This is a genomic window from Enterococcus infantis (genome assembly GCF_049166715.1).
Lineage (GTDB): Bacteria > Bacillota > Bacilli > Lactobacillales > Enterococcaceae > Enterococcus_C > Enterococcus_C leclercqii.
Map to the genome: position 1 here is coordinate 59,618 of NZ_JBMHFB010000006.1, position 25,481 is coordinate 85,098.

General features: G+C 38.9%; 29 protein-coding genes and 1 pseudogene. 17 read left to right on the forward strand and 13 right to left on the reverse strand.

Annotation, left to right across the window (positions count from 1 at the left end):
- Window positions 1-347: 347 nt before the first annotated feature.
- Complete coding sequence (locus ACOMA8_RS08395) at window positions 348-2,297, reverse strand: ABC-F family ATP-binding cassette domain-containing protein (protein WP_421370004.1); 1,950 nt, start codon at window positions 2,295-2,297, stop codon at window positions 348-350.
- A 569-nt stretch (window positions 2,298-2,866) separates the two neighbouring features.
- Between ACOMA8_RS08395 and ACOMA8_RS08400 the strand changes: the two genes are divergently transcribed.
- Window positions 2,867-3,508, forward strand: coding sequence for a redox-sensing transcriptional repressor Rex (locus ACOMA8_RS08400; protein ID WP_421370006.1), 642 nt, complete (start codon window positions 2,867-2,869; stop codon window positions 3,506-3,508).
- Window positions 3,509-3,588: 80 nt separating this feature from the next.
- On the opposite strand, the gene ACOMA8_RS08405 is transcribed toward ACOMA8_RS08400, so the two are convergent.
- On the reverse strand, window positions 3,589-3,954 hold the full coding sequence (locus tag ACOMA8_RS08405; RefSeq protein ID WP_161898279.1) for a thioredoxin family protein: 366 nt from the start codon (window positions 3,952-3,954) through the stop codon (window positions 3,589-3,591).
- A gap of 324 nt (window positions 3,955-4,278) precedes the next feature.
- Here ACOMA8_RS08405 and ACOMA8_RS08410 point away from each other — a divergent pair, with 324 nt between their 5' ends.
- The 7 genes from ACOMA8_RS08410 (at window position 4,279) to ACOMA8_RS08440 (ending at window position 10,175) form a co-directional block, all read left to right on the forward strand.
- A complete protein-coding gene (locus tag ACOMA8_RS08410) occupies window positions 4,279-5,343 on the forward strand; it encodes a permease (RefSeq protein WP_421370007.1) in 1,065 nt (354 codons plus the stop codon).
- A gap of 2 nt (window positions 5,344-5,345) precedes the next feature.
- Complete coding sequence (locus ACOMA8_RS08415; RefSeq protein ID WP_421370009.1) at window positions 5,346-6,368, forward strand: TIGR03943 family putative permease subunit; 1,023 nt, start codon at window positions 5,346-5,348, stop codon at window positions 6,366-6,368.
- Window positions 6,369-6,494: 126 nt separating this feature from the next.
- Complete coding sequence (locus tag ACOMA8_RS08420; protein WP_421370011.1) at window positions 6,495-7,715, forward strand: carboxylate--amine ligase; 1,221 nt, start codon at window positions 6,495-6,497, stop codon at window positions 7,713-7,715.
- Window positions 7,716-7,718: 3 nt separating this feature from the next.
- On the forward strand, window positions 7,719-8,723 hold the full coding sequence (locus ACOMA8_RS08425) for a lipid II:glycine glycyltransferase FemX (protein ID WP_421370013.1): 1,005 nt from the start codon (window positions 7,719-7,721) through the stop codon (window positions 8,721-8,723).
- A gap of 213 nt (window positions 8,724-8,936) precedes the next feature.
- Complete coding sequence (locus ACOMA8_RS08430; RefSeq protein WP_161898274.1) at window positions 8,937-9,203, forward strand: IreB family regulatory phosphoprotein; 267 nt, start codon at window positions 8,937-8,939, stop codon at window positions 9,201-9,203.
- The gene (gene ruvX / locus ACOMA8_RS08435) at window positions 9,203-9,637 is read left to right on the forward strand and encodes a Holliday junction resolvase RuvX (protein ID WP_161898273.1); all 435 of its coding nucleotides are present in this window, start codon (window positions 9,203-9,205) and stop codon (window positions 9,635-9,637) included. The genes ACOMA8_RS08430 and ruvX overlap by 1 nt, the downstream gene beginning before the upstream one ends.
- A gap of 217 nt (window positions 9,638-9,854) precedes the next feature.
- The gene (locus tag ACOMA8_RS08440; RefSeq protein ID WP_421370015.1) at window positions 9,855-10,175 is read left to right on the forward strand and encodes a DUF1292 domain-containing protein; all 321 of its coding nucleotides are present in this window, start codon (window positions 9,855-9,857) and stop codon (window positions 10,173-10,175) included.
- A gap of 86 nt (window positions 10,176-10,261) precedes the next feature.
- Here the strand turns inward: ACOMA8_RS08440 and ACOMA8_RS08445 are convergent, their stop codons facing one another.
- On the reverse strand, window positions 10,262-11,407 hold the full coding sequence (locus tag ACOMA8_RS08445; RefSeq protein WP_421370017.1) for a tyrosine-type recombinase/integrase: 1,146 nt from the start codon (window positions 11,405-11,407) through the stop codon (window positions 10,262-10,264).
- 51 nt (window positions 11,408-11,458) lie between these two features.
- Window positions 11,459-11,980 carry a helix-turn-helix domain-containing protein gene (locus ACOMA8_RS08450; protein WP_010753426.1) on the reverse strand — a complete coding sequence of 174 codons (522 nt, stop codon included), beginning with the start codon at window positions 11,978-11,980 and terminating at the stop codon, window positions 11,459-11,461.
- A gap of 196 nt (window positions 11,981-12,176) precedes the next feature.
- Between ACOMA8_RS08450 and ACOMA8_RS08455 the strand changes: the two genes are divergently transcribed.
- The 3 genes from ACOMA8_RS08455 (at window position 12,177) to ACOMA8_RS08465 (ending at window position 14,291) form a co-directional block, all read left to right on the forward strand.
- Window positions 12,177-12,440, forward strand: coding sequence for a DNA-binding protein (locus ACOMA8_RS08455; RefSeq protein WP_262929036.1), 264 nt, complete (start codon window positions 12,177-12,179; stop codon window positions 12,438-12,440).
- Window positions 12,441-12,742: 302 nt separating this feature from the next.
- Window positions 12,743-13,843: a replication initiation factor domain-containing protein gene (locus ACOMA8_RS08460; RefSeq protein ID WP_421370020.1), complete on the forward strand. Its 1,101-nt coding sequence runs from the start codon at window positions 12,743-12,745 to the stop codon at window positions 13,841-13,843.
- Between the two features lie 64 nt (window positions 13,844-13,907).
- Window positions 13,908-14,291: a hypothetical protein gene (locus ACOMA8_RS08465; RefSeq protein WP_421370021.1), complete on the forward strand. Its 384-nt coding sequence runs from the start codon at window positions 13,908-13,910 to the stop codon at window positions 14,289-14,291.
- A gap of 236 nt (window positions 14,292-14,527) precedes the next feature.
- Here the strand turns inward: ACOMA8_RS08465 and ACOMA8_RS08470 are convergent, their stop codons facing one another.
- Window positions 14,528-16,093 (reverse strand): Sau3AI family type II restriction endonuclease, encoded by a 1,566-nt coding sequence (locus ACOMA8_RS08470; protein WP_421370023.1) that lies wholly within the window; start codon window positions 16,091-16,093, stop codon window positions 14,528-14,530.
- 121 nt (window positions 16,094-16,214) lie between these two features.
- Here ACOMA8_RS08470 and dcm point away from each other — a divergent pair, with 121 nt between their 5' ends.
- The 3 genes from dcm (at window position 16,215) to ACOMA8_RS08485 (ending at window position 19,643) form a co-directional block, all read left to right on the forward strand.
- Window positions 16,215-17,519 carry a DNA (cytosine-5-)-methyltransferase gene (dcm, locus tag ACOMA8_RS08475; RefSeq protein WP_421370025.1) on the forward strand — a complete coding sequence of 435 codons (1,305 nt, stop codon included), beginning with the start codon at window positions 16,215-16,217 and terminating at the stop codon, window positions 17,517-17,519.
- A 495-nt stretch (window positions 17,520-18,014) separates the two neighbouring features.
- On the forward strand, window positions 18,015-18,929 hold the full coding sequence (locus ACOMA8_RS08480; RefSeq protein WP_421370027.1) for a hypothetical protein: 915 nt from the start codon (window positions 18,015-18,017) through the stop codon (window positions 18,927-18,929).
- A gap of 300 nt (window positions 18,930-19,229) precedes the next feature.
- Window positions 19,230-19,643, forward strand: coding sequence for a hypothetical protein (locus ACOMA8_RS08485; RefSeq protein ID WP_421370029.1), 414 nt, complete (start codon window positions 19,230-19,232; stop codon window positions 19,641-19,643).
- A 277-nt stretch (window positions 19,644-19,920) separates the two neighbouring features.
- Here ACOMA8_RS08485 and ACOMA8_RS08490 read toward each other — a convergent pair.
- Window positions 19,921-20,267, reverse strand: a pseudogene (locus ACOMA8_RS08490) (tyrosine-type recombinase/integrase); the annotation flags it as partial.
- Between the two features lie 325 nt (window positions 20,268-20,592).
- Here ACOMA8_RS08490 and ACOMA8_RS08495 point away from each other — a divergent pair.
- The 3 genes from ACOMA8_RS08495 to ACOMA8_RS08505 all read left to right on the forward strand — a co-directional run bounded on the left by ACOMA8_RS08495 (window position 20,593) and on the right by ACOMA8_RS08505 (window position 21,491).
- On the forward strand, window positions 20,593-20,826 hold the full coding sequence (locus ACOMA8_RS08495; RefSeq protein WP_076787193.1) for a Blp family class II bacteriocin: 234 nt from the start codon (window positions 20,593-20,595) through the stop codon (window positions 20,824-20,826).
- A gap of 12 nt (window positions 20,827-20,838) precedes the next feature.
- Window positions 20,839-21,021 (forward strand): TmhB bacteriocin enhancer peptide, encoded by a 183-nt coding sequence (locus tag ACOMA8_RS08500; protein ID WP_421370031.1) that lies wholly within the window; start codon window positions 20,839-20,841, stop codon window positions 21,019-21,021.
- A gap of 335 nt (window positions 21,022-21,356) precedes the next feature.
- Window positions 21,357-21,491, forward strand: coding sequence for a hypothetical protein (locus ACOMA8_RS08505; protein ID WP_022795486.1), 135 nt, complete (start codon window positions 21,357-21,359; stop codon window positions 21,489-21,491).
- 479 nt (window positions 21,492-21,970) lie between these two features.
- On the opposite strand, the gene ACOMA8_RS08510 is transcribed toward ACOMA8_RS08505, so the two are convergent.
- From ACOMA8_RS08510 to ACOMA8_RS08540, 7 genes are all read right to left on the reverse strand, one after another.
- A complete protein-coding gene (locus tag ACOMA8_RS08510; RefSeq protein WP_421370033.1) occupies window positions 21,971-22,996 on the reverse strand; it encodes a S41 family peptidase in 1,026 nt (341 codons plus the stop codon).
- A 35-nt stretch (window positions 22,997-23,031) separates the two neighbouring features.
- Window positions 23,032-23,250, reverse strand: a complete 219-nt coding sequence (locus ACOMA8_RS08515; RefSeq protein ID WP_022795484.1) for a hypothetical protein — start codon at window positions 23,248-23,250, stop codon at window positions 23,032-23,034.
- A 631-nt stretch (window positions 23,251-23,881) separates the two neighbouring features.
- Window positions 23,882-24,199, reverse strand: coding sequence for a bacteriocin immunity protein (locus tag ACOMA8_RS08520; protein ID WP_161898270.1), 318 nt, complete (start codon window positions 24,197-24,199; stop codon window positions 23,882-23,884).
- Complete coding sequence (locus ACOMA8_RS08525; RefSeq protein ID WP_421370035.1) at window positions 24,193-24,369, reverse strand: leucocin A/sakacin P family class II bacteriocin; 177 nt, start codon at window positions 24,367-24,369, stop codon at window positions 24,193-24,195. Before ACOMA8_RS08525 ends, ACOMA8_RS08520 begins: the two co-directional genes overlap by 7 nt.
- Window positions 24,370-24,623: 254 nt before the next feature.
- Window positions 24,624-24,821: a Blp family class II bacteriocin gene (locus ACOMA8_RS08530; protein ID WP_421370037.1), complete on the reverse strand. Its 198-nt coding sequence runs from the start codon at window positions 24,819-24,821 to the stop codon at window positions 24,624-24,626.
- A 21-nt stretch (window positions 24,822-24,842) separates the two neighbouring features.
- Window positions 24,843-25,070 carry a hypothetical protein gene (locus ACOMA8_RS08535; protein WP_421370039.1) on the reverse strand — a complete coding sequence of 76 codons (228 nt, stop codon included), beginning with the start codon at window positions 25,068-25,070 and terminating at the stop codon, window positions 24,843-24,845.
- Window positions 25,071-25,122: 52 nt separating this feature from the next.
- Window positions 25,123-25,461 (reverse strand): hypothetical protein, encoded by a 339-nt coding sequence (locus ACOMA8_RS08540; RefSeq protein WP_421370041.1) that lies wholly within the window; start codon window positions 25,459-25,461, stop codon window positions 25,123-25,125.
- Window positions 25,462-25,481: the final 20 nt, after the last annotated feature.

Sequence of the window (25,481 nt, forward strand, 5' to 3'; positions counted from 1 at the left end):
CAAATAACGATGGGGATAATCAAGCAAAGTTCTTTGCTTACTAAATTTGACTAGCTGGGAAAGTGTGACTGCGATATCAATCATTTCTAACCGATAACTGGTGAACATTTCATCTGATTAAGAAAGAAACTAGATGCTAACAAATCGTTGCGATAATTCTTGTGTCAAAGTCTGTATTTGAAATTTTTAGCACTGAAAAGAAAGTCACCTCCACTTTTTTTTAATGGAAGTGACTTTCTTTTCAGTGTAACTCACGTTTAGTGGTGTTCATTTCAAAAGAGGATGACAGGAATATTTTCACCGTCCCTTGTTGAAAATAGCGGCTCGCGCTAAAACGTCACGGTAAATTATGAGCGGTTTTCCTGGTAGTCTTCCAATTCCAACGAAAGCTCTTCCCATTCTTCTAACAAAGTTTCTTGCTGCTGCTGGGCCTCTTCCAGCTGTTGGTTCAGCTGATTGAGCTGAAGGTGATCATCCAAGACTTTAGGATCGGCCATTGCCAGTTCCAGCTGGTGGATGACTTCTTCTAAGTGGGCCATTTTTTCCTCAGCTTCAGTCACTTTTCGTTGCAGAGAACGCAGTAATTTTTGCTGCTCTTTACTCTGCTGGAAGTTTTGTCGGCCACTGGAAGGTTGGACTACGGCTGTTTCTTCACCGGCGATCATGGCGGCAATTTCTTCTTCTTCGCGCTTTTTCTCCAGATAGTAATCGTAATCTCCCAAATACAGTTTGCTGCCGGTTTCGGAAAGTTCGATGACTTTAGAGGCGATTCGGTTGATGAAGTAGCGGTCATGAGAGACAAAAAGCAGCGTCCCTTCATAATCAATCAGCGCATTTTCCAATACTTCTTTGTTATCTATATCCAGATGGTTGGTGGGCTCATCTAGAATCAGAAAGTTTTCTTTATCCATAGACAGCTTGGCTAGTGCGACCCGAGCCTTTTCGCCGCCAGACAAGAGGGCGATCGGTTTTTCCACATCCTCGCCGGAAAATAAGAAGCCTCCCAGTACATTGCGAATCGCTACTTCCGGTGTTCCGGGGTGTTCATCCCACAGTTCTGATAAAACGGTTTTGCGGCTATTGAGATCAGCTTGTCCTTGATCGTAGTAGCCGATAGATACATTGGTACCCATAGTGACTTCCCCGCGAAGCAGTGGCAATTTACCAATCAGTGATTTCAACAGCGTGGATTTGCCAATCCCATTTGGTCCCACCAGAGCAATTGCATCTTGGCGACGAATATCCAGATCAATTGGTTCAGAGAGGATTTCTTCTTTGCTGTAACCGATGGCAGCGTCTTCTAATTGACAGACGGCATTGCCGGAAGGTTTTTCAATTTCAAAGAGAAAGTGGGCGGACTTTTCATCTCCTTGAGGACGATCTAGGCGGTCCATTTTCTCCAATTGTTTGCGGCGGCTTTGGGCCCGTTTGGTGGTGGAAGCACGAACCAGGTTGCGGGCTACGAAATCTTCCAGCTTATTGATTTCTTGCTGTTGTTTTTCATAGGCCTTCCATTCACTTTGCAGCTGTTCAGCCTTCAAATCCAGATAGCGGCTGTAGTTGCCTTTATAATGACGCATGCGGTGACGGCTGAGTTCGTAGATTTCCGTGACGACTTTATCAAGAAAATAGCGGTCGTGGGAAACGATTAAAAGGGCGCCACTGTAATTTTGCAAGTAGTTTTCCAACCAGGCCAATGTCTCGATATCCAGATGGTTGGTAGGTTCATCTAAGATTAAGATGTCTGGACGGGTCAACAACATACGAGCTAATGCCAGACGGGTCTTTTGTCCGCCGGAAAGGGTATTGATCTTCTGTTCGTAAAAACTTTCATCAAATTGAAAGCCGTGAAGCACCGAACGAATCTCGGTTTCATAACCGTAGCCGTTTTTCTCAGTGAAATCGTGCTGCAGCTGATCGTACTCCTTTAGCAGTTTGGTGTAGGCTGTTGAAGCGTGGTCTTGGGTGTCAGCAATCGCCTGTTCCAAAGAACGTAGGCGAGCTTCCATTTTACGGACTTCTTCAAAAGCGGCCAGCATTTCGTTCCAGATGGTTTCCTCTGAATCCAGACCAGTATCTTGGGCTAGATAACCCATGGTGGCAGTTTTGTTTTTGGCAATTGATCCTTCATCCGGTGCTTCTAGTCCGGAAATGATCTTCAACAATGTAGACTTGCCGGCACCGTTGCGACCCACTAATCCGATTCGAGAGTGATCAGCCACCTCCAGTTGAATATTTTTGAATAAAACTTCAGCCCCGAAGAGCCGAGCGATTTGATTGGCTTGTAGTAAAATCATAGTTTTCAGTTCCTTTATTGTGATATGAGGGAATCTTTCTACTCAGCGGCAAAAGTTTACAAAAATTTGCGGTTTTTGTCGCCTAGACGGACTGTTAGGCACTTAGCTAACCAGACCTTCAATCGCAGGTAATGATTGGCTTCTAACTTGTGAAAAAAAGCGTCATTTTGTGACGAGCCATCAGCAAGCGAGGGATTCCTCGTAAGTCTATCATATTTTCCTGACCGGCGCGACGGCACTGCCTAAGGAAAAACTTAGAAAAGGTTCGTTTGTGAGCAATCTTGTTGTTTTTTCACAAGAATCCTGTTATTATCCCGATAGCAAGTGAAAAATTCACAAATAATCGGGGCTTTTTTCGTCAAGCATTTGAGAAAAATGATCCGGAACTGATAAGAATCACTAAAGTTTCTCTGTTATTAGCGGAAACCAGCTGAGGAGACTGAGGGTGGCCTGTGTTTGTAAGTGGCGCGAGCCGGTTAAAACAAGCAATCAATTGCAGACAAATGGTTGACAGGAGACAGTCAGTTTTCCAAAAAAATATTCACAAATCATATTGAGGAGGATTTTCTTTGAAAGAGCATGCTATTCCAAAGGCAACTGCTAAACGCTTGCCTTTGTACTATCGATATTTGCGTATCTTGAACAATTCTGGTAAACAAAAGGTGTCTTCTACTGAGCTTAGTGAAGCCGTCCAAGTGGACAGTGCCACCATCCGTCGTGATTTTTCTTATTTCGGCGAGCTCGGCAAACGCGGCTATGGCTATGATGTAGAAGCCTTGATGAACTTTTTTGCCAAAACATTGAACGATGACCACATGTCAAATGTGGCTTTGGTGGGGGTCGGGAACTTGGGTAGTGCGCTGTTGAAATACAAATTCCACCAATCCAATTCTATCCGCATCAGTGCAGCGTTTGATGTCAACGATGATATCGTGGGACGAATCGTGGACGGAATTCCTGTGTATCCTCTGAGCGACATGGCCGAACAAATCAAACTCCAACAAATTGATATCGCAATTTTGACAGTGCCTGCTGAAACTTCGCAGCCGATTGTCGATGAGCTGGTTAAATCCGGAATCAAAGGAATTTTGAACTTTACACCGGCGCGTCTGCATGCACCGAAGAGCGTCTTAGTCCAAAACGTTGATTTGACTAATGAGCTGCAGACCTTGATTTACTTTTTACATGCCAACGAAAAAACGACCGACTAATAGTTAAAAGACCCGCCGAAAATCAGGCTGCGTATGCAGTGCCTGCTTTCGGCGGGTCTTTTAAAATGACAGGAAAAACTTTAGTCTGTTTTGGTGGCTCCAAACAGTTGTGCATAATCAACGGGTTCATTGCCGGCAGATTGATAATCACCAATCTTTTTTTCCAACCGATCAAAATCGATGAAGCGTGCTTGGCGATCCACCTCTTTGCCTTTTGCAAAAAGCAGTACAGCGGGAGCAGTCATCACTTGAAATTCACCGGCGACTTCGGGTAATTGGTGAGCATCGAATTGATAGATAGGTACCTTGAAATCAGACAAGCGTTGAATCAACTGTGGTTTGACTGAGACGCAGACGCTACAGCCGGGTAGCGACACATAAGCCACTGCCAAATCTGCGGCTGCCAATTGTGATAACCCATCATTGAAATCTGTTACTGGGATCATGACATTCACCTCGAGTAGTTGGTTTGCTGAAATGCTGTTGGCCCCAAAGACAGCAGGTTTTGTTGTTTATAAGGGAAAATCAACACACATCAGTTCTTTATCTGCACTTTAAAGCCTGCCGTCGCTATTGTCAAAACCTCTGTTTTCTCGTGAGGTTTTCCTAATTTTTCTTTAGAAGATCTGGAAAGTCTTGTCAGGAAAATAACCCGGCGGTATAGTGTGTGAGATGTCAGGACAGCATGGCTGGTCTGGCGGGTAGTCAGCGAGTGATTTACATAAAAAGAACAACAGGTCATGAGTTGATCTGTTCAGGGAGGTTGGATTATGTTTGCTAATTTGCCGGATTCAGTTTTGCAGATGAGCATGATTTTTTTATCCATCGTAATTGAGGCACTGCCTTTTGTTTTATTGGGCTGTTTGATCTCGGGCGCACTGCACGTATTTTTAACACCGGAGCGGGTGAGACGCTTTTTGCCAAAAAATCGCTTGGCATCGGTAGCAGTAGGGTGCGTGATGGGGGTCTTCTTTCCTTCGTGTGAATGTGGGATTGTGCCTATCGTCAATCAGTTTGTAAAAAAAGACGTGCCCCAGCACACGGCCTTCGCCTTTATGCTGACGGCGCCCATTGTCAATCCTATCGTAATTTTTTCTACCTATATTGCTTTTGGTAATTCTTGGCGTTATGCTGCCTTGCGAGTTGTTGGTGCAGTATTGGTCGCTATGGTCGTGGGAATCTGGCTCGCTTATTTCAACAAGCAAGACATTTTAAAACAGCCTAAAGCCGCTCTTCAGTCTGCCGATACAACTTGCCAATTGACACCAACTGCTGAATTTGGTGCTGCGGCTGAACCCGCCACTGCCGCTTTTTCTACGCTGACCTCAGAGAAGGCGCTGTTTGATACTGCTGATTTTGATGCGCCAGTTGAGGCTGCGGTTTCCAATGGGTTATCGACAGCTGCAGAAGCAAAGACAGTTGCAATGGGATTTAGACACTTTCAAAGCCAGCTAAGTCATTTGTTAAAGCACAGTTTAGACGAATTTTTTGATACCGGTCGCTACTTGATGATTGGGGCGCTGATTGCATCTGCTATGCAAACTTATTTGCCAACTGCTGCCCTTTTGACGCTGGGTTCATCGAAGCTGCTGGCAATTTTAGTGATGCTGGTATTGGCTTTGGTGATGTCGTTGTGCTCTGAAGCAGATGCTTTTATTGGCTCCTCTTTATTGAGCCTGTTTGGTACGGCGCCGGTTGTAGCCTTCCTGGTTTTCGGCCCTATGGTAGATATCAAAAATCTGTTGATGATGAATCGGTATTTCAACAGTAAATTTATTCTGAAGCTAGTGGCAATCATCATGATCTGCGTGACTGGCTATGCATTGGTGGTGTGAAGATGGCGCGCTTTTTGATATTAGCAGGTTATGTGGAGTTGATGTTGTATCTGCAAGTGACAGGCAAACTGGATCAGTTCATTAATGTGCATTACCAATACTTAGCCACCTTGTCGACTGTTCTGGCATTGATTTTGGCTCTGGTACAACTGTATTTCTGGGTCAAAGAAGATCCTGGCAAAGCTGTGGTCAATGAAGAAAATTCAACTGAGGCAGCCATCGAGTTGAAAGAAACTGCGACTGTGACAAATGGCAATCAGGTTGATGTAACAGAGCATGAAAACCACAAACAAGATAAACCTGAAGGACAACTTTCACATGACTATGAAGATAATCATGAAAATGACCATGAACATCATCATCATTCCCATGATTTAGAAGATGAACACGACCACGGACTGAAAAAACGTTATCAGCGGGTCATCGCTTATGCGCTCTTAGCATTGCCAATTATCGTAGGGACATTTTTTCCCACCGTCTCTTTGAATACTACCATTGTTGAAGCAAAAGGCTTCCAATTTCCGTTGGCTAAGGAATCGGTAGGGGATCCTCAGATGGAGACCCAGTACCTGCAACCCAATACTAGTATTTATTTCAACAAAGAAGATTATCAAAATCAGATGGAAAAATTGCAGAAAAAATATGGGAACACAGGAACCTTGACAATTACCGATGAAAATTATTTGGAAGTCATGGAGCTGATTTATAATTACCCAAGCGACTTTATCGGCCGTAAGATTGTTTATGAAGGCTTTATTTTTCATGCGACCCAAGACGATGCGCAAGAGGATTTCGTCTTTCGCTTCGGTATTATTCACTGTGTAGCCGATTCGGGGGTTTTTGGTCTGCGGGTACATCTGCCCCAAGAGACGAAGACCTTGAAAAATGATCAATGGGTGCGAGTCGAAGGCGTGATTCAGTCGGGTTTTTACAAGCCATTTAACCGAACGTTGCCGATGGTACAAGCGGAAAAAGTGACGACAATCGCAGCGCCGCAAAATCAATATGTTTATCGCTCATTTTGATCGGTTCTTTCTGAGAATTTCATAAAATTATGTTATACTGTTTAAAGCTGATTTTTGGGAAAACGCGGCCTTCTTTTAAAGGCGTATCTGCGATTTTCACCATAAAAAAGAACAGGAGCCGACAAAATGAACTTTTTACCAGTGATTTTAGGTACGGATGTCAACGCATACGGAATCGCCCGTTCTGTCCATATGGCATACGGTGTTAAAAGCCTTTGTGTAGGTCAAGGCAAGCTGTTGATGACCAATCATTCCAAAATATTAAAAATCCAAGTCGTCGAAGGATTGACTGCGCCAGAAAACTTTGCTGACGCGTTGATTGCCGTGGCTGACGAACAATTGAAGCACTATGACAAACTGATCTTATTTGCCGCTAGTGATGGTTATGCCGAATTAGTCATCAATAATCAAGAGCGCCTTAAAGATTACTATGCGCTGCCGTTTGTGCAACAAGACCTGCTGCAAGAACTGATCTTGAAGGAAAACTTCTATGACCTTGCCGAAGAGATTGGGTTGGACCACCCAGCCACAGTTAAAGTCAATGGAACCAACTATCAAAAAGTGAGCTGTCCTTTTGGTTTTCCAATGGCGGTGAAACCAAGCAACAGCGTAAAATACGCTGAAGTGGATTTTGAAGGCAAGAAAAAAGCGTATATCGTTAAAGATGAAGCGGAACTAAAGGAAGTTTTGGCGGCGGTTTACAGTTCCGACTATCAAGAAACAATGCTGATTCAGGATTTCATTCCCGGGCCAGATTCTAATATGCGCGTCTTGAATGCCTATGTAGGCAAAGATGGTAAAGTCCAGCTGATGTGTCTGGGGCATCCCTACTTAGAAGATGTGACACCGATTTTGGTGGGCAATTATGTCGCAATCAAGTCGACGGCCAACATGGAAATTTATCAGAAATATCAAGATTTCTTGGAAAAAATTGGGTATCACGGGTTTGCCAATTTTGATATGAAATACGATCCTCGTGACAGCAAGTTCAAAATCTTTGAGATCAACTTGCGTCCAGGCCGTTCTAGTTTTTATACCACGCTGGCAGGCTGTAATTTAATGCAGGCTGCTATCGAAGATTTGATCTTCGAAAAGGATGTGCCGCAAACCGTCTATGGTGACAAAGAATATCTGTGGCTGGGCGTACCAGAATCAGTCGTAACGACCTATACGGAGGACCCGAAATTGCAAGCGGAAGCTGAAAAGCTGATTAATGAAGGCAATTACGGCCTCACCTTGATTTATGACGAAGATAAATCGCTGCTGCGAAATCAAGCAGTTAAAAAGTATTATGCAGGATATCCAGAACGTTATCAAAAATGGTTTGAAAAAAAGGGAGATGCTTAATCGATGCCAATGGTGGATGTACATGACGAAGCCGCAATGACACGTTATACCGAATTCGTCAGAAACAGTCCCTATGCTCAGGCTTGTCAAGATCCTGCCTGGAGCCAAGTGAAAAACAATTGGCAGCCGTTTTATTTCTTCCTTGAAGAAGACGGCGCCATCCTTGCTGCTATGTCTGTTTTGACGATTACCGCAGCCAAAGGGAAAAAATTAGCTTATGCCAATCGTGGACCGGTTTGCGATCCCCGAGATGTTCAATTAGTGAAACGGATGTTTGATGAAGCAGAAAGCTATTTGCAAAAGACCGAAGATATCTTTTTGCTTCGCTGTGATCCGGAAGTCTTAAATGATCCGCAGCTGCAAGCAGCCTATGAAAAAGCTGGCTTCATCGTTCGCAATTCGGAAAAAGAGCCCCATGCCACAATCCAACCGCGAATGAACATGCGCTTGGATACCGCTGGTCAGACCGAAGGAGAACTCTTGGCGAGCTTTCATTCAAAAACCCGTTATAACATTCGTCTGGCGGCTAGAAAAGGGGTCGAAGTCAGTTGGTCGCAAAGCGAGGAAGCAGTGAAGGCTTTCTATGATACCCATGAAATTATGAGTACACGTCAGGGAATCACTCACCGACCATTGGAATATTTCCAGCGGGTAATGGCAGCATTTGGTGACAATGCGCGAATCTATCTGGCTACCTATGAAGGAGAAGTTCTATCCGGTGCCCTATGCCTCAGCTATGGAACCTGTACGTGGTATATGTACGGCGGTTCGACTAATAGCCACCGCAATTTAATGCCCAACTACCTCATGCAATGGGAAATGATTAAGTGGGGCTTAGAGCGTGGCACACGTTGGTATGACTTTGGCGGAATCTTCGAAATCGATGAAACAGATGGTCTTTATAAGTTTAAACGCGGCTTTGTCGGGGAAGACAACGTCACTGCCTACATCGGTGAATTAGACCGGGTCTATGATGACGCGGCCTATCAAGAGTATTTGAACAAATAACCGCATTTTCTAGAAATCTTTGTAGATTGTTCGGACAGCTGTCTTGTATTGTCAAGGGAAAATCGGTAATCTTGCAGTTTGTAGATAATCATTTGTTTGTAGTTTACAGTGGGATGAAGTACAATTAACATAGGAAAAACCCATAGTTAAATTTCTGAAAAATCGCGGGTTTTCCGCATTTTTTCACTAAAATAATCAAAAGAGGTGTAAAGCATGGGCTATACAGATGAAACAGTACGTTTTGATTTTGACGACAGTCGCAAAAAAGAAATCAGCGAAACTTTGGCAATCGTCTACAAAGCGTTGGAAGAAAAAGGTTACAATCCCATCAACCAGATCGTCGGGTACCTGCTTTCCGGAGACCCGGCTTATATCCCTCGCTACCGGGATGCCCGTAACTTGATTCGTCGTCACGAACGAGATGAAATTATGGAAGTCTTGATTCGGTATTATCTGGGCAACCACGGGATTAACCTGTAATGCGGATCATGGGATTAGACGTCGGCTCCCGAACCGTGGGGGTGGCGGTCAGTGATCTGATGGGGTGGACTGCACAAGGAATTGAGATCATTCGCATCAATGAAGACGAAGGCGAATTCGGCTTTGCTCGTTTAGGTGAGTTGGTAAAAGAATATGAAGTCGAAAAATTCGTCGTCGGTCTGCCTAAAAACATGAACAACTCCATCGGTCCGCGAGCAGAAGCGTCTATGGCCTACGGAGAAAAAATCGCTGAATTATTCGGTTTGCCGGTAGACTATCAAGATGAGCGTCTAACTACCGTTCAAGCAGAGCGGATGCTGGTGGAACAAGCCAACACTTCCCGTGCCAAACGAAAAAAAGTCATCGACAAAGTTGCCGCAGTGATGATCCTACAGAACTACTTGGATCGGGCCAGTGGCGGATTTTTGTCATGACCTTGTAAACTGAAACGATTGCCAAGTCTATAGAGAAGTGACTACAAACAAGATTTCTTTTTTCATAGATTCAGCAGTCTCGGTTCATGTTTATTTCACAATCAAATAGTATAATTAAAGTGAATTTGAGATGTGCATTGCGGGTGTTTTCGACAGAGCTTCTGTTGGAGCAAGACCGCAGACCGCGTGTCGAAACACTTAAAAAGGAGAGCTTATCATGGCAGAACACAATCATCACGACCATAACCACGATCATGACCACGAAGGACATGAACATATCACTTTGGTGGACGACCAAGGCAATGAAACCTTATACGAAATTCTTTTGACAATCGATGGTCAGGAAGAATTCGGTAAAAACTATGTCCTGTTGTATCCAGCAGGTGTTTCCGAAGAAGAAGACGTAGAGCTTCAAGCTTACGCATATTTGGAAAACGAAGAAGGCACAGAAGGCGAACTGCAACAAATCGAAACTGAAGCCGAATGGGACATGATTGAAGAAGTCTTTAATACGTTTATGGCAGAAGAAGAAGAATAAGATTTTATGAGGGCAGAATCCTTAGTATATAGGGATTCTGCTCTTTTTTTTATTTTTTGAATGCCAAATTGAATGCCATTAGATTATCAAGCATTAAGATGTTGAACAAATTTATCAACAGTTTGGACTTTTGTCTCTTTACTTAGATGACCATAAGTATCCATTGTAATTTTGATTGAAGCATGTCTTAGTCGATCTTGTACGTCCTTTAATGATGCACCAGCGTCTAGAAGAAGGCTAGCATGTGTATGCCTTGTCACATGGATACCTAGAAAAGGAACTCCAGCTTTTTCGGTAATTGTTTGTAACCGTACATAGATAGCATGATGAGTTACGATTTGTTTATAAATACCGCAAAAAATCATTTCAGGATTGGTTAATCCAATGTGCAACATAAATTCTTTTTGATTTAATTGCCATTTTTTTAGGAAAGATAAGGTAACATCATCAACTGAAATTGTGGCTGTGCTGGTATCTGTTTTCGGTGAAGAGACCTTATAGCCGTGTTTTGTTTGACTGAGAGTTTTGTTGATAGTAACTGTTTTTTCATCGAAGTTGATGTCATTCCAGTTTAAGGCAAGAGCCTCGCTGATTCGACAACCTGTGTAAAATAGGAATCGCATAAGTGTCTTATCATATTCAGAACGATATGTTCCACTCTTTGACTGAAGATACTCAGAAATTTTTTTTACTTCTTCCTTGGTGTAGGCTTTAACCTTTTCTGTGGTTATTCGCTTTTCACGTTTTGGCATCATAATATGTGACAAGGGATTGTTTGTTATAATGCCAAGATTTATCGCATATTCAAATACTCTTTTTGCAGTTGAATGCAGTATTCGGTACTGATCTGTTTCTTTTGCCCATTGATTAATGATTTCTTGTGCCATCCGTACAGTCACTTTATTCACTCTTAGGTCACCATATTTTGGTAGAATCCATTTTCGAAACTTAATTTCGGTTTTCATGAAGGTTACTTCTTTTACAGTAGTTTTATAAGTGTCTAGCCACAAATCATAAACTTGTTGAAAAGTCTCATTTCCATCTTTTTCGAGACCTTTTTGTTCAAAGTCCACTTGCAATTTAGCTAAAGCAAGTTGGGCTTCTTTTTTTGTTTTAAAATTTCTTCGAGTGGTTTTAATGGGTTTACCTGTTACTCTGTCAGTTCCTAAATAAGCTTGGAACTTCCATGCTTTATCTCCATTCTTTTTTTCATATTGATCAAAATTAGCCAATTTAATTTTCCTCCTATTGTGTGGGGCACATAGGAAAGGAATGAACTTTCGTTACTTGTTCTGTTGAGCTTCTTGAATGAAGGCTAAGTCTTTTGCGGTTTTCTCAATCTCCTCAAATGGTAAGTTGTCAAAGAAGACTGGTTTCATCTCGGGTTTCCCATGACGATCCAAAATCGGATTTCCGTCTTCATCCAAACGCATTTGTGGGGTAAAGAAACGTTGGATAAAGGCTAACTTTTCTGCTACCTCGTCTATTTCTTTCACTGTGTGGCTATTCAAAATTTTCGCCAAAGTAAACAAGTTTTGGACTTTTTGATCGTACTCGTCGATGCGATCGAGAATAACCGTTGTTTCGGAGACCGCAATCTCTTTTGGTGAACCAAAGAGCTGAATCGGTGTCGCATGAAAGACCGTCGCAAATTTTTCCAAGCTCTCAAAGGTCGGGTAACGGATTCCCCGTTCGATATTGGAGATGGTTTGTTTTTGTACACCAATCTTTTCGGCCAATTCCGTTTGAGAAAGTCCCATTTCTTTTCGTAAACGTGCGACATTGCCGCCAAAGTTTTCTATCATTTTCCTCACCTCGGGTCTATCATAAGCGCTTTCCTTAAAAAATTCAAGCAAAAAATAAACTAAATAGTATTTCAAGTAAACTTTTAAAATATACTTGACATCTTTTTTGAATCGCGGTAGAGTGTATGAAAAGATACTATTTTATTTATTTATAGTCCTTTTAGTTTTAAAAAGAAAATGCAAGGAGGTGAAAAGAATGTCGGTATTGGAACAAGCGCTCCTGGATTGGCAAAAAGATCAAACCAAGCAATTCTTTGCCCTGTTAGAAACCCGCTTGGAAGAAACACAAACCCAACAGGATATCGTCAAACAAAAATATTGTGCGGCGCGTTTCGATGTTAGTGTTAACACATTGAAAGAATGGGTTCTTCAGGGCTGTCCAGAAATTCGATTGGACTCAGGTATGGTTTTATACAGCATTCAGGCGGTAAGAAGATGGTTATTAACCTATCAAAACTAAACAAAGGTGTGGGGCCAAGGAAAGGAGCCGGTGTCGGGTTGGGGTGGTTGCCGCAGCCGTTGCCTCGACTGTGATGGCTGAAAGCTAATCAGCAGGCGAGGCTTACGGACGCGTGGAACGCACAGGTCTTTTGCGAACACCAGACACTGGCTAAGCGTAAGGTGCCTTTCTAATAGCACCTTATAAAGAGAAAAATAATGGCTAATAACTACCGGAAAAATGCAAAAAAAGCCGATACTACCAAGCTTTTTCACGACAAAAATAATTTGCGAACAATCACAAATTTTAAAGGAGGTGACCAAATGACCAAAAGTACCCAGAATGTGCTAGGAAAAGTAGATTGGTTTCAAGCGGTCTTGCATCAAGTCAGTTATCAGACCGTCTTTCAAGACTTATTAAAAATCAGTTTAGAATCCGTCTCGATTCAAGCAGGCAGTTTAAAACATGAAGAATACGATATTGTGTACACCTGTGGCTTTCTCAAATACTATACCTATCACCAACCAGAAAAGGCCAAAGAACGCGGAACCCTTGTCTTAAGCGGGCAAGCCTGTACCACCTATGAATGGATTTTGCTTTCGTATAACCCCAAGGCGAATGTCTTTCAAGAACTCGCCACCCGTTTTTACGAGTATGCTAGTCAAACTGCCTTCACCTTTGAAATCAAGCGGCTAGATTTAGCCTTAGATGATTACAATGAAGTGCCCTACTTCACGGTAGAACAACTCCACAATAAGTTGAAACGGAAGCAATTCCTTTCAAAAGGACGAAGCTATCAACTCCATGACAGCGAGTTTGATGCCAAACAACGGGCAAAAACGGTTAGTATCGGCGCTCGAGGATCGGCTTGTATGTTTCGAGCCTACGACAAAGCCAAAGAAATGGCCAAAGATTTTGATGGAGCAAAACAAGAGGAAATTCTGGCTCGGGCTCCACAAATTCGGTTGGAAGTTGAAACTCGAAATGATGTGGCAGAAAGTCTCTTTCGAACGATTGCTTTTTTACCACAAAATCAATGTGTTGCGAACTTAATTCGAGGTTTTCTGCAAACGGAGCTTACCTTTTATACTGACGGCTCTTTAAAGCAGGTCTGTCGTTGGTGGCAGGACTACCTTAAGCCAAGTCTGGTTCCTACTATCACTCGGCAGTATCAAGTGAGTAGCTTTGATCGTTCCTTGAACTGGTATGAATACGGTGGACCCATGGCATTAACTCAGGCACTCTTTTTCTTGCATCATGAGGGTGTCGGGATTGATCCAAGTTTGTTAGAGATTCGCCCCAATTATGAATGGACACCCGAACTTTCTGATCGCATGATTCAATACGTCAGCGAGCAACAACGTCCCGATTTAATTCCACTTATTCAAGAACGCACCAAAAAAGCGTCCGTCACTTCCCAATAAGTGAACGAACGCTCTGTTAAAAAATTTTCTAGAACAAGTATAGCAAAGAAAGGAAGAAAACACGATGCCAAAAATGTTAAGCATCAACGATTTTGATTTCGGAGCCATTGGCCCAACCTTTGAACTAGATGAGGTCACTCCGAAGTTTGCGACTGAAACCCGAACCGATGAAAATGGTCAAGTCATTCTAGATCGCGAAAACAAACCAAGAAACTTCTATACCGATGAGATTATCGGGTACAAATATTCGGTGACCATCCTAGAAGGACAGTTCCGTAAAAAAGCAACGCAAGTCACCGTCAACACCTTAGATCATCCGATTGACAATGACGAAATTATGAAGCGTGAGAGTGTCAAATGCCGGTTTGAGAATCTTCAACCAAGCATGCCAGGACATCCAATGTATTACAAGGCGGATAAGATTGTATTGTTAGGGAATCAGAAATAAAACAATAAGCGTTTAAGGACGTCTAACTTCAAAATGGAAGATAGACGTCCTTCGTTAGTATTATATTATTGATAAAGATATACCAAGTAATCTGCATGCGAAATTCAATGGAAAGTTCGTAATATTTGAAGTGCATTTTTTTATTGATTAACAAAAAATCAAATGCACTCAATATTGTCCCTATATTCTCAAATTACAGCGAGCCTACTGATAAACAAGTATTTGCAATCATGTTTTTATTGGTTAAAAAGACTATCCACTTGTTGATACATATAATCAGGATTCAACCAAAATGCTTGTTTACCCATATACCCATCAGTCAGCTCATCCACCATATTTAGAGGACGATTAATCCATTTGTTTGCAATCGGGACGGGTAGGGCGTTATGGTCATTTTTATAAGAAGCGACTTTTGCATCAGGTCGGACATGCAAAATCATTCGATCACTGGGGTTGGGTAGATTATTCATGACTTGATAGTTTCTTCCAGTTCTAGTGGCCTTTTTCCCTAATTTATATGTGAGTTCGATTCCTTCTGAGATTATCTGCTTAGTACGTTCCCAGGTCTCTTTGACTGGACCTTCTAAATCAGAATATGGCATGCTCCAAAATTTTACTCCCTTAAAGATACTATCATCTCCAAGCAACTCAAAGACTGCAAGTAAGAATTTAGTTTCTGATAAATACTCATAAACAGTACTTTCTTCCCAGTCAATTTTGACAATTTCTTCGTAGTCAAAGAAATTTTGTAATTTGAATCCTTCTTTGGTTTTTCTATTTTTGGGAGATTTTGACAACTCTGAGCTTTTTACAACGATGGTTTTCAAAGCAATACCTGCTTTGGCAAACTCTTCTGTATCTTCCACTTCTCCCGATAATCCTAACATTTTTTTTGCCAGTAGTCTTGTGCTCGCTTTATCATTTTTCGGTAAAATCTTGATACCAAATTTTTGAGCAAGCTCTGATTTTTTCAATCCCTTATACTGCTCGAATCGTTGTAAGATGATATCTTCAAATCGATTTTTCTTTAGCTCGTTAGTATTTTTAATAATCTTTTCTGAAATCAAATAGTGGTTCACATCGTTTGCTGCTTTAAATGATTTTCCCTTATCAGCGTTTTCAACTTGTTTCATCACTTTTTTTGCAATCACACTCATGTAACTACCTTTTAAGGTGAAAGAACGTCGATGTGCCTTTTCTGAGCTAAAAGGCTGTGTAGTCATATTTTTCTCTGATTTCGACCCTTTAGTTGTTGCACCCAGGTACTGTGTCAAACTATCTGATAACTCATGTGCCCGACCAGCCTTAATCATTTCGATGATTTTTGTCCAGTCTTGCTCGATTATCAATATGTCTTCTTCTGGAATATTGCGAAGGTTAAAGAGTGTTGCAGCAAGCATTTTGAGCTCTGGACTTGGAATGTCTTTTTGATACTCATAATAAAGCATTTCTATTAGATTAGCTTTTTCTAAGAAGGATGCATTTTGAAATTCACGCTTGTACTCATCATTGTAATCAAAAATATTGAGTACCAGCCGTTCTTTTGCACTCCAACCAGTTCTGGTACGCTTAATTGGTGTGACTTTTATCTCTAGATTCAAATAAGGAATATCCGCTTCATGTCTAGAGTTATTTGGTATCTCAAACCAATCGCTCTCGATAGAGTTCCCAATCCAACCTTTATTATTTGGCTTATCATAATACTTTTGGAGTGTCTCTGGCTTGACGATTTCTCTAATTTTCTTACCCACAGAATCACATGCATGGTTATGTACTTCTTGTACTGACTCCCATTTCTTCATCTCTATCGCTCCTACTACTGTTTATTTAACAGAATTATAACATTTTTTAGATTCGATCTTGATCTTTTTAGAGTTTTAGTGTATAATTGGTTTAGTAAAAATACGAAAGGATGTTCGCATCGTGGTGAAACAACTTAATGTACTAGAACTATTTGCTGGTGTCGGCGGTTTTCGCGTAGGCTTAGAGAACTCCAACCCAAATTTATTTAAAACAAAATGGGCAAATCAATGGGAGCCCTCAAGAAAATCCCAAGATGCATTCGAAGTCTATGATTACCATTTTCCAGATAGCGACAATATCAATATAAGTATCGACGATATAACAAACGAGACATTCGAGAAAATGGATGCGGATATCATCGTCGGTGGGTTTCCTTGTCAAGATTATTCCGTTGCTCGTAGTAAAAAACATGAGATGGGAATCGAAGGTAAAAAGGGCGTTTTATTCTGGCAAATTATTCGTGCAGTCAACCATATCAACCCAAAATATCTAATTCTCGAAAATGTGGATCGTTTATTGAAATCCCCTTCCAAACAGCGAGGACGTGATTTTGCCATCATGTTGGCAGCATTCAATGAATTGAATTATTCGGTTGAGTGGCGCGTTATCAATGCTGCTGAATATGGACGAAGTCAACGTCGGCGACGTGTATTCTTTTTTGTATACCGTAATGATCTTCCTTTTGCAAAAAAAATCGATAAGAAATACGAAATAAATAAAGTTGAATATTTTGATGATACTTTTTATGATGATCAGCAATATGATGATTACATTTTCAAAGACGGATTGTTCGCACGACAATTCCCAATTAAGCAAAAACCAGTAAAAAATCGACATGCATCCTATGAACTTTCCGATGATATTGTTGATATTTCCGATAACTTTTCTGGAACAGTATGGAATACTGGCATCATGCGTTACGGTAAATACTTTACAATTGAAACTGAACCTAAAGGTGATGAAAAACCAATTACTTTAAGTGAAATTCTACAATCAGAAGAAGAAGTAAATGAGAAGTATTATTTAACTGATAAAGAGAAACTTGGAAAATTCGAATACCTTCGTGGCCCAAAAAGAATCGAACGAACAACAGAAGAAGGACATAAATATATTTTTTCTGAAGGTGGGATGTCTCCTCATGATGATTTGAATCTTCCGGGTCGAACTATGCTGACATCAGAAGGCTCAGTCAATCGTTCAACTCACTTATTAAACGTAAATGGTCGTTACCGTTTGCTGACTCCAGTGGAAGCAGAGCGTTTGCAGGACTTTCCTTCCAACTGGACGAAATACAAACGAACACCGCTAGGAGAAACGGTAGAGGTCTCGGACCGTATGCGTTTCTTCTTCATGGGTAATGCCTTAGTAACTGAAATCGTCAAACGCATCGGTGATGAATTACAAAAAATCGAAGAAGTTAAATAACTTCTTCGTTTTTTTTTTGTTTTTTTGATAGAACATATTTAAAAGAAATAGAAAAGCATATAAACAAGGAAAAAATATTTTTAAAAAAGATACATGTTCAAAAAGCTCTTTTTGTACAAATCAAATAGCTTTTTTACTAGAGTAGCTCTTCTCTAATTGATCATATACAGTATTTTTTCTCTGCCACAAATTCATTACTAATCATTATGTGAATAATGACTAAATTCCTTTTCTATATGCCCCACATTTTTTGTTTTCATGAACCTAAACTATTATCTAAATTAGTCAATAATGGTATTGTGAAAGTACTGATATAGCAGGGATTTATTGCGCTTGCTACTAATACAGAAGCTTGTTAAGTGATTACAAAGAGCTTTTTTGACCAAAGAATTCAGAGTTAAAGGTAATGTACAGAAAGATTCTATTTGATTGATTTTATTGTAAATCTAAATAATTATGTGTGGATGGAAAAAACACGAATGGAGGCTTGTAACTGTGAATAAGGATAGAAGATTTTTTCTGAAGGATACAGAGTTCCAAGAAAGTATTGAACAGGTAATAACTTTAATTTCTGAAGTTGACAACGAGATATTTTCAAGGTATGTAGAAGTAACGAGGCATATCATGGAGTTAAATAAATTATTTTATGTTTTTAGGTACAACTTGAAAAATTTACTCGATCATTTCGTGTTAAATACAAATGACTTGATTGAGAGCAAAGATGCACAGTTGTCTGATGATGAATACTATTATCAAATAAACGCTTTAACGATAAACTTCATTAGCTCGGCAAAAACTTTAACTGATTCCATTGAGGTTTGTATGAAATCATTTTTATCTGCTGCTGATTTTTCGTCATTTAAAGAAAAAGTGATTAGTAAACAATATGACGATAAATTTTCATATAGGTTTTTGATCCATATGAGACATTATGCGCAACATGGGCATTTACCAATAAATATTCATGAACAAAAAGCATACTTTGATTTAGATGAAATACTATCAATGCCTCATTTTGACCTTAATAGAAAATTGAAAAACGAAATTGATGAATTAAAAGCTGACATATACAACCAATTTGGAAACATGCCCTATATTTCATACGTATTTACAATAGCAGAGTTTAATTTAATCATAACGGAAATCTATTTCAAATTTTTAAACGAAGTTAAACCTATCTTAGTTGAATTAAACAACAAGAAAAATCAAATCTTGAATGAGCATCCAGAATATCGGTTTGTTAATCCTGACGGAAGTATAAATGCAATGATTTTTTACTATAATGATGTAGAGAGTTTCCATTGTTTTAATGGGAATGATAACAGTATAGAGATGTACGCGAGTATGAAGAGAGAAGTAAAAAAAATCTTGAAAAATGAGACACATCAATACAACAAATTAAGAATATAATTACGGCTTGGCCCATCGCTATTAAGAAGATTTCTTGTTAAAACACACCACGAGTTTTAATGATTCGGATGGTTTTATTATTAAGAAAGTTATAGCAGCAAAAACTAGCGGTAATTTTTTAGATAAGATTCTGAGTTCAATTTGGGGATCAGCATCGAATGGGTCTTCTGCAGTTCAAGATTGGGTTGCACCTTCTAGTTCTTTGATTCCCGAAGACATATCTACACAGGGAATGAAAATCTATCAACCTACAGCTAGCCTTCAGGAAGAAGTATACGGGGGAACGATTAGGTCAAAAAAATGCAGCCCCAACGAAATCATTTTATAGAAGAATCGTGGTCAAATGGTTACATACCTATAGGAATTCCTATTCTCGTGGATTCAAATAATGAAGGCCCCTTCCTTACTTTTGTTTCAACGAACTATGATTCAGTAGGGGTCACTTCTGAAGTGATGGCGAAAGAGACAGCAGAGTTCATGGACAGTATCAGAAAACTTCCTGAAGGAAAGATTGTTATTAGTAGTAAAAAGGGTGATTCTAAACTAAAAGTGATTGCGATTCTGCCGATTCCAAATGATAAATATTCAATAAATGATATTCGTTCATCTATAGATGTTATTGAAATAGAGGATGGTAAAGTAAAAGTTAAAGATTCTGTCCTGTCGTTGAATGGTTTATTCAGTATTTTTTTGCCACCAGAAATTCGTTACTAATCATTATGTGAATAATGACTCAATTCCTTTCCTATGTGCCCCAATTTTGAATGCCAATTTGAATGCCATTCCTTTGATTTTTAGTTTGACTTAGTGATGGTTATAGTTTTTTTCTACCTCGCAAATTGTTGGTATTACATAGAATGATGTCTAGTGCTTCATAGACATCATTCATGACCGAAGAAGAATAAGAATTTTAGAGGGCAGAATCCTTAGTATATAGGGATTCTGCCCTTTTTCTTCTTTTTTGAATGCCAAATTGAATGCCATTAGATTATCAAGCATTAAGATGTTGAACAAATTTATTAACAGTTTGGACTTTTGTCTCTTTACTTAGATGACCATAAGTATCCATTGTAATTTTGATTGAAGCATGTCTTAGTCTATCTTGTACGTCCTTTAATGATGCACCAGCGTCTAGAAGAAGGCTAGCATGTGTATGCCTTGTCACATGGATACCTAGAAAGGGAACTCCAGCTTTTTCGGTAATTGTTTGTAACCGTACATAGATAGCATGATGGGTTACGATTTGTTTATAAATACCACAAAAAATCATTTCAGATTTGTTAATCCAATGTGCAACATAAATTCTTTTTGATTTAATTGCCATTTTTTTAAGATATAACTTGCGACGAACTGTAATTTCAAAAAATCACTACTTTTAGTGGTAGAAAAAAGTATGATGTCTTTTTCGATTATTTTCATCAATTACTATATTTCAAAGTAGATTTTAACTCATATACGTTCTCTCACATATCGTAGATTTTCAGAGGTTTTATTTGATTCTAAAGAAACAATCAAGTTGCTAATCTATCACGACAATTTAGAAAAGAACCACTTTTTACGTTTTAGGATAGTTTTTTATTGTCTTGAGATAAAAAAACAAATAGAAAAGAAATCAGTAGTATCTTGTACATGTAACATAAATCTTTTGAGAGGAAGTTTTATTATGCAAAAGTTTCAAAAACTAAATGAACAAGAAATGAAACAATTAATGGGGGGGTATAGTTCAAAAGATTGTCTAAAAGACATTGGTAAAGGGATAGGAGCGGGAACAGTAGCTGGAGCAGCTGGTGGTGGATTAGCTGCTGGATTAGGTGCTATCCCGGGAGCATTCGTCGGTGCACATTTTGGAGTAATTGGCGGTTCAGCCGCATGTATTGGTGGACTATTGGGGAATTAGGAGGAGCTATTAATGAAAAAAGAAATACTAAATCAAGAAGAAATGTTGAAAGTAATTGGGGGAAAAATCAACTGGGGTAGTGTAGGTGGTTCTTGTGTTGGTGGCGCGGTAATTGGTGGTGCGTTAGGCGGACTTGGTGGAGCCGGTGGGGGTTGTCTGACAGGAGCTGTTGGAAGTATTTGGGATCAATGGTAAAAGCATTAATTTTCTCTGCTGTAATCTCTTTAATTGCAGTCGGCAACTATCTAAAGAAGAAAGATTTACCTTCAAAAAAAAAAATGAATGTAACAGTTACCATAGCAATCTTCTTGATTATCTATGAATTTTTCTGGAGTATTCTAACTTGATAGATAATGTCATTTACATTTTAGAGAACAGAATAAAGACAAATTGTTACTAACTTAAAATTTTTTGAGAAATTAATCTGCATCATGGATTTGTATTGAGACGTTCTATGATGCAGATTTCTATTTTTTTAACGATTTATTAGCTAATAATTCAATTAATTGAAAAAATTGAAGGTGTTCGTTTTGAAAAAAATTGTCAAAGCAGCAATAAGTGTACTAATTGTAGTATCAATTTTCTCAGCTTACCTGCCACAAACTGTTTTTGCAGCAGAATCTGTCATTGATACAAATGAACAACAGCAATCAATAAAAAAGTAACTACAAATGAATAAATGTTAAAAGTAAAATAATATAGAGTCATTACTAAAATAATGGTGGTGGCTCTATTTGGGTATTGTCTAGCCTTAAGCTAATTTATCTCCATTTGTGAGGTACATGACAAAAGAATTAAGGCTAAATTACTACCAAGCAAATTAAATGTATTGTTGTACTAGAGATTATTGGAAGAAATGCTAGGTTGAACGGGAATCAATCGGATTAAGATGATAAGAATCAATTGAAAAATAATCCAAATGATTGGAGAGCCTAAAAAATTCTTCATTTTTCCCTTACGAGAAGCTAGGGAAATATTGTATAGAACAAACTATTTGGGTAAATAAAAAAGAAAACTCCTTAGACTCTATCTTTTAAACCATAAAGAAACAAGGGCATGCAACTCTCTATCTTTTCAAATAGGGATTCTGACCCTTAGTTCTGATTTTAATATAGAAAATCTTTGTTTTGGATCTACAGATACATCAGGAGTCGGAAACAAACCAGTTATTAATAGTTTCTAACAAGTTATCTGTTCCTTGAGAAGATAGAAGATCTTGATCACTATCCTTTAGTAATGAAAAATCGACCTTATAATCTGGAGGAATGGGTTGGTTATTAAAAATACACTGTCCATTTATTGGGAAGTTAACTTCATAATACCCTACGGTGTAAATAAGCCACCAAAGCTCCTTTGAGTTATGATTAGAAAAAAAGCGATTCATATTAACTGAAGTATAACCGGCGGATGGGAGGCCAAAAACTCTTACGTTAGGATTATTTCGTAGTGCTAGTATAAGGCTTTCTGCTGCGCTGGAAGTTTTATCATTTGTTATAACAGCGACTTTTTGATTTAAGATTTTTCCTTGTTGTGAAGGAAGCCAAGATGTAGATAACGTATTGATAGTGCCAGGAATACCTCCGAGTAGTTGAGCATTTTTTAATAATACAGGGTATCTATTTCTGTGGTTGTCTATTTCGTTAAAAAGTACACCATCAGGAATCAAAGAACTGGTACCAAGAATCATTGGTTCTCGAGCGCCTCCGTGATTATTAGATAGATTTAAAACAATATTTCCTGATGCGTGATTAATCAGTTTAGCAAGTGTAGAAGCATAATATTCTAAAAAGTTCTTATCGTCTGGACTGTATGCACTTGGAATGTTGATGATTGTCAAGTTTTTATATTTTGAGATTGTAGGGAAATTACTATTTTCGAATGTTTGAAACTCTTCATCAGAAGTAATTTTCACTAAAGAGCTATGTTTATTGATACTATAAAGCAACCCATTCCAATCATCTACATTATTTATTTTTTTCCCGTAACTAGTTAGTTTTGAAATAGTTTTCCATGTGGGTTGATCGTTGATAATTTCATATTGTGATAGAGTAGAAAAAATTTCATATCCACGGGAATCAATTGATTTCGGACGTATCCAAAATAGAGAAAGAGAACAAAAAATAATGATCCCGATACCGCTGATAAAACTTAGATATTTTTTGATACGCATAATGCTGCTCCTACAGATAAATTAAACAGATGATTCTATCTTTTACGACAAAGGTTCTGACCGCCACCGATGTAACCAAGTGTATCGGAATCAATTGGGCAGGCGCCTTGATGGGGATAGGTAGTGCCACCTAATGCCATATCGTAAGGATTAGTTTTCCCATCAGGATTAAAAAAGGCACCTTTGGGAGGTGTAACTCCACCCCCACTGATTTTAGTCAATTTCAAATGACTTAGTTCTTTCAAGTTTTGCATAATAAAACTTCCTCTCAAAAGATTTATGTTACATGTACAAGATACTACTGATTTCTTTTCTATTTGTTTTTTTATCTCAAGACAATAAAAAACTATCCTAAAACGTAAAAAGTGGTTCTTTTCTAAATTGTCGTGATAGATTAGCAACTTGATTGTTTCTTTAGAATCAAATAAAACCTCTGAAAATCTACGATATGTGAGAGAACGTATATGAGTTAAAATCTACTTTGAAATATAGTAATTGATGAAAATAATCGAAAAAGACATCATACTTTTTTCTACCACTAAAAGTAGTGATTTTTTGAAATTACAGTTCGTCGCAAGTTATATCTTATTTATTTTATCAATTCGTTTTTCCAATTATTTCCTAAAAATAAAAAAATAGATAATTTGAACCGCCCCCCAAAAGTTAGACCAAAAATCTAGGCTTTTGGGATCGGTATTTTTATGTCTAAATATAGTTTTGAATTCAAATTGGAAATTGTTCAAGAATACCTGGATGGGAAAGGGGAGTATGTTTTTTTAGCAGAGCTGTAGGCAGTCAAGCAGGGAGCTAAATCAGAGATTGGATGAATTTTCCTACCGTGAGCTCGGCGGCACTTCAGTTCTTAACCTACTGCTTTTTCAATGATTAAAATTGGTTTTTATCACCATAATCTGATCGGTAAACTCCGTTCAACCCGGCTTTCCTTCCAATGGTACTTAGCTCCATTATCCATTCATTTTGCATAGAGGAAAACTTGAGCTTTTTTGTAATAGCAGTAAAAGAAATGTAATTCACGAGCCGATTGACCAGTGGGGCCTGTTCAATCTTAGGATCGTCAAGTTTTTGATAAACTTTCATTAATACATCTTGAATATCCTTAAACGAGCTATCTTTGCTTTTTTCAAGATCGTTGAAGAGATCATGAATAATTTTCTGTGCTGATCGTTCCCTTTGATCTAACATTTTCCTGGCACTGCACCACCAAGCCAGCCTCCAATTGCGTACTGGGCTAGACAGCCTCCAGTGATTCCCCATTCAACCCAGCACTTCTTTGAATTACAGTATAGACCATTACCATAGTAAGTTGCTCCTCCGGTTACTTTTTTTAATTCTACTAATGAGATTTTCTCCACGTTTTTTATTTTCTATTCCTTCTTTCCAAATTATATTATTTGAAATATCACTTTTAAGCTAGCGATACTATTTTGGGCTTTTCTTTGTAATTGAATGAATATTTAAAAGTAGTACAACTGCTAAAATAACTATCTTAATAGTTAGCGACCCTGTATTTTTGTATGGCTTTAAAATAAAGAAGAATAAGCTAAATGTAATTACTAGAACAAAAATATCTACTGGTTCCATCCGTTCTTTTATTTCATTGCCTTTTTTAAGGAGCATTATAGCCGATAACTCCTCCAATAATTCCTCCAATTACACCACAACCAGCCATAGCCCACGGTCCTCCAGCAGTACACCACTTTACGCCCGTTGCAGCACCACTTAAGCCACCGGTTAATGTATTAGTAGCTTTTCCACCACCTGTAATATCTTTTAAATTGTGCAATTCTAATATTTCGTATTTCATTTTTTTCACCTCAATCTACTTTTATTTTTTTGAATCAAGCCCAGCTGTAAATCCTCCAGCTACTGCACCGTATATTGCTCCTAAAGCGCTACAGGCTGGAGAACCAACTACTGTTGGTGCGCAAATTGCCGCTCCCAACGCTGCACCACCGGCAGCTCCGCCACCCATAGCATATATAAGATCCTTAAAAGAGCCACCTCCTTGAACGACCTTCATTTCCAAAGTTGATAATTTTTCCCCTATTTTCATAACAAACACACTCCATTTTTTATTTTTTGGTACGAGAAAATTGTATTCAAATCTACATCTTTGATATGATTTCTTCAATTTTATAAAGCTTAGAAGATGCTATACCAGTTCCTAGTACAGTATAATTTTTTAATTGGTTCCGAGTGACTTGAGTAGCTTCATAAATATTTTTTTGTAAAGTAGTATCGATTCTATTTAAATAATCCGTAATTAATCTGCGCTGTTTCTTTTTTCTGATTTGAACTGGTAGAGTAGTTAAGACTATTATGCCGATTAATAAAAACGATATCGCTAAACTATTCAAAAGTGCATTTGAAAAGTATATTGCTGTCAACCCAATTATCGCTATAGAAGCAGTTAAAAAGAGATCCTTTTTTTCGTTCTTCGGCATAGTCATCCTCCTTATAAAGA

Excerpts from the sequence above, each read along its gene's own strand:
- ACOMA8_RS08395 (WP_421370004.1), bottom strand. The coding sequence starts at position 2,297 with ATGATTTTACTACAAGCCAATCAAATCGCTCGGCTCTTCGGGGCTGAA.
- ACOMA8_RS08405 (WP_161898279.1), bottom strand. The coding sequence starts at position 3,954 with ATGATCCCAGTAACAGATTTCAATGATGGGTTATCACAATTGGCAGCC.
- ACOMA8_RS08410 (WP_421370007.1), top strand. The coding sequence starts at position 4,279 with ATGTTTGCTAATTTGCCGGATTCAGTTTTGCAGATGAGCATGATTTTT.
- ACOMA8_RS08415 (WP_421370009.1), top strand. The coding sequence starts at position 5,346 with ATGGCGCGCTTTTTGATATTAGCAGGTTATGTGGAGTTGATGTTGTAT.
- ACOMA8_RS08420 (WP_421370011.1), top strand. The coding sequence starts at position 6,495 with ATGAACTTTTTACCAGTGATTTTAGGTACGGATGTCAACGCATACGGA.
- ACOMA8_RS08425 (WP_421370013.1), top strand. The coding sequence starts at position 7,719 with ATGCCAATGGTGGATGTACATGACGAAGCCGCAATGACACGTTATACC.
- ACOMA8_RS08430 (WP_161898274.1), top strand. The coding sequence starts at position 8,937 with ATGGGCTATACAGATGAAACAGTACGTTTTGATTTTGACGACAGTCGC.
- ruvX (WP_161898273.1), top strand. The coding sequence starts at position 9,203 with ATGCGGATCATGGGATTAGACGTCGGCTCCCGAACCGTGGGGGTGGCG.
- ACOMA8_RS08440 (WP_421370015.1), top strand. The coding sequence starts at position 9,855 with ATGGCAGAACACAATCATCACGACCATAACCACGATCATGACCACGAA.
- ACOMA8_RS08450 (WP_010753426.1), bottom strand. The coding sequence starts at position 11,980 with ATGATAGAAAACTTTGGCGGCAATGTCGCACGTTTACGAAAAGAAATG.
- ACOMA8_RS08455 (WP_262929036.1), top strand. The coding sequence starts at position 12,177 with ATGTCGGTATTGGAACAAGCGCTCCTGGATTGGCAAAAAGATCAAACC.
- ACOMA8_RS08460 (WP_421370020.1), top strand. The coding sequence starts at position 12,743 with ATGACCAAAAGTACCCAGAATGTGCTAGGAAAAGTAGATTGGTTTCAA.
- ACOMA8_RS08465 (WP_421370021.1), top strand. The coding sequence starts at position 13,908 with ATGCCAAAAATGTTAAGCATCAACGATTTTGATTTCGGAGCCATTGGC.
- ACOMA8_RS08470 (WP_421370023.1), bottom strand. The coding sequence starts at position 16,093 with ATGAAGAAATGGGAGTCAGTACAAGAAGTACATAACCATGCATGTGAT.
- ACOMA8_RS08485 (WP_421370029.1), top strand. The coding sequence starts at position 19,230 with ATGCAGCCCCAACGAAATCATTTTATAGAAGAATCGTGGTCAAATGGT.
- ACOMA8_RS08495 (WP_076787193.1), top strand. The coding sequence starts at position 20,593 with ATGCAAAAGTTTCAAAAACTAAATGAACAAGAAATGAAACAATTAATG.
- ACOMA8_RS08500 (WP_421370031.1), top strand. The coding sequence starts at position 20,839 with ATGAAAAAAGAAATACTAAATCAAGAAGAAATGTTGAAAGTAATTGGG.
- ACOMA8_RS08510 (WP_421370033.1), bottom strand. The coding sequence starts at position 22,996 with ATGCGTATCAAAAAATATCTAAGTTTTATCAGCGGTATCGGGATCATT.
- ACOMA8_RS08515 (WP_022795484.1), bottom strand. The coding sequence starts at position 23,250 with ATGCAAAACTTGAAAGAACTAAGTCATTTGAAATTGACTAAAATCAGT.
- ACOMA8_RS08520 (WP_161898270.1), bottom strand. The coding sequence starts at position 24,199 with ATGTTAGATCAAAGGGAACGATCAGCACAGAAAATTATTCATGATCTC.
- ACOMA8_RS08530 (WP_421370037.1), bottom strand. The coding sequence starts at position 24,821 with ATGAAATACGAAATATTAGAATTGCACAATTTAAAAGATATTACAGGT.
- ACOMA8_RS08535 (WP_421370039.1), bottom strand. The coding sequence starts at position 25,070 with ATGAAAATAGGGGAAAAATTATCAACTTTGGAAATGAAGGTCGTTCAA.
- ACOMA8_RS08540 (WP_421370041.1), bottom strand. The coding sequence starts at position 25,461 with ATGCCGAAGAACGAAAAAAAGGATCTCTTTTTAACTGCTTCTATAGCG.